General features: G+C 72.9%; 3 protein-coding genes. All 3 read left to right on the top strand.

Annotated features, from left to right (window positions below):
- A partial coding sequence (locus G3I65_RS56035) for a hypothetical protein (protein ID WP_160704779.1) occupies positions 1-927 on the top strand: 927 nt, incomplete at its 5' end.
- 13 nt (positions 928-940) lie between these two features.
- Positions 941-1,402: a hypothetical protein gene (locus G3I65_RS56030; protein ID WP_160704777.1), complete on the top strand. Its 462-nt coding sequence runs from the start codon at positions 941-943 to the stop codon at positions 1,400-1,402.
- Positions 1,403-1,414: 12 nt separating this feature from the next.
- Positions 1,415-1,609, top strand: coding sequence for a hypothetical protein (locus G3I65_RS56025; RefSeq protein ID WP_160704775.1), 195 nt, complete (start codon positions 1,415-1,417; stop codon positions 1,607-1,609).
- The last annotated feature ends 143 nt before the right edge of the window (positions 1,610-1,752 follow it).

Here is a 1,752-nt window from a genome sequence, read left to right as displayed (position 1 = left end):
CGCACGCCGGCGGCCGGCAACTACGCCGCCGCGCTCGCCGGGCTCGAGGCCGCGGACGACGTCACGTTCGTCTGCCTCGCCGGGGAGGTGAACGTCGGCGCGGCGACCACCGGCGGCACGCCCGCCACCGGACTGCGCGCGCTGGCCGAGCACGTGGAGAACATGTCCGCGGCGGGGAACCGGCGGCTGGCGGTCGCGATGATCGACCCGGCCACGGCCCGGAGCGCGACCTACGTGGACACCGTGCTGGCGGCCAACTCCTACGGCGCGCTCAAGAGCGCTACCGGCCGGATGATCCTCGTCGCCGCGCGCGGCGCGACCACCGACGAGACGGTGAGCCCGAACCCGGTCGCCGACGCGGCCGCGGCCGTGATGGGCGCGATCGCCGGCCAGGCACCGGCCACCAGTGTCGTGCTCAAGCAGGTGCGCGGCTTCACCATCCCGGTCACCCAGCAGTACGTGCCCGCCGAGGTCACCGGCCTGGCCGGCCAGGGCGTGATCCCGCTGATCGACCCGGCGCTGGTGCCCGGCACCGGGCTGTTCCTGGCCGACGGCGGAACGTTCTCCGCCGACCCCGCCCGCAACTACGTCGACATCTGCCGGGTGCTCGACGACCTCGAGTTCCGGCTGCGGGCCGGGCTGATCGGCACGGTGGGGGACGCGCGCATCACCAAGGCCGGCCTGACCGCCGTGCGCGTGCGGGTGGAGGGCATCCTCGGCCCGCTGCAGCTGGGCGCGGTGATCGACGACTTCTCCGTCACCATCCCGCTGCTGGCGATCCTCGCGCTGCCGGAAAGCGCGCGCAGCGCCGCCGAACAGGCCCAGGTGGTCGCCGCCCGCCAGACCCGGCAGGTGTCCGTCCTCATCAGCATCACGTACGGGCCCGCGGTGCACCGGCTCAACGTGACCCTCGCCCCCCAGTTCTGAGCAGGAGCCCACCATGTCGAGTCCCGAAACCAGCTGGAACACCCGCCTCGCCGTGCGCTACACCGACGACAAGGGTGCCGACCACGAGATCTCGCCGATCCAGTCGTTCACGCCGACGTTCGCCACCACGGCCGAGCCGCTGCACAGCATCGAACGCACGCACGTCGGCGTGGTGGTCCAGCCGTACTCGCTGACCTTTTCGCTGACGGTCAACGCGATCGGCCCGGCCACCGCGCAGCTGACCGCGCTGGCGCTGAACGCGACCGAGTTCAGCATCTCGATGCAGGAGCGCAGCGGCGACGACTGGTCGTTCTCCACGATCGTGCTCAGCCGGTGCGTGATCACGAGCGCCGCGCCGACCGCGGCGACGGTGGCCGGCGCGCCGCAGGCGACGTTCTCCGGTTTCTCGATGCACGTGGACGCCACCGACGCCGGCGGCGCCAAGACGTCCGGTCCGCTGCAGTCGGCGCTGTAGAAGGGGAAATCCGTGGTCGACGATCTGGTTTCCGGTGAGGGCAGCGGCGTCATCCTGCCGTCCGAGGGCGACGAGTCCGGGCCGGACGGGCTCGTGTTCCAGTTCCCGGTGGAGATCGAGGTGCGCGTGGTCGCGCCGTACGACCCGGACCAGCTGGTGACCACGGCGCTGGACCGGCTGACCGCGGCGCTGCAGGGGCTGACGTGACGACCGTGCGGATGCCGGTGCGGATCCGGCTGGACCTGACCGGCGATCCGCTGGACACCGACGTGCTGGACCTGGTGCGCGAGGCGGCCGTCGCGGCCGCGGCCCGGACCGCCGACCGGGCCGGGCGGACCGACGCGCTCGAC

Origin of the sequence: Amycolatopsis sp. SID8362 (assembly GCF_010550475.1) — a bacterium.
In the GTDB taxonomy this organism is placed as follows: Bacteria; Actinomycetota; Actinomycetes; order Mycobacteriales; family Pseudonocardiaceae; genus Amycolatopsis; species Amycolatopsis eburnea.
Note: the sequence above shows the minus strand (reverse complement) of the source record. Positions and strands in the feature narration are given on the sequence as shown.

Bases quoted from the DNA above. Each gene is read 5' to 3' on its own strand.
- G3I65_RS56030 (WP_160704777.1), top strand. From the start codon at position 941: ATGTCGAGTCCCGAAACCAGCTGGAACACCCGCCTCGCCGTGCGCTAC.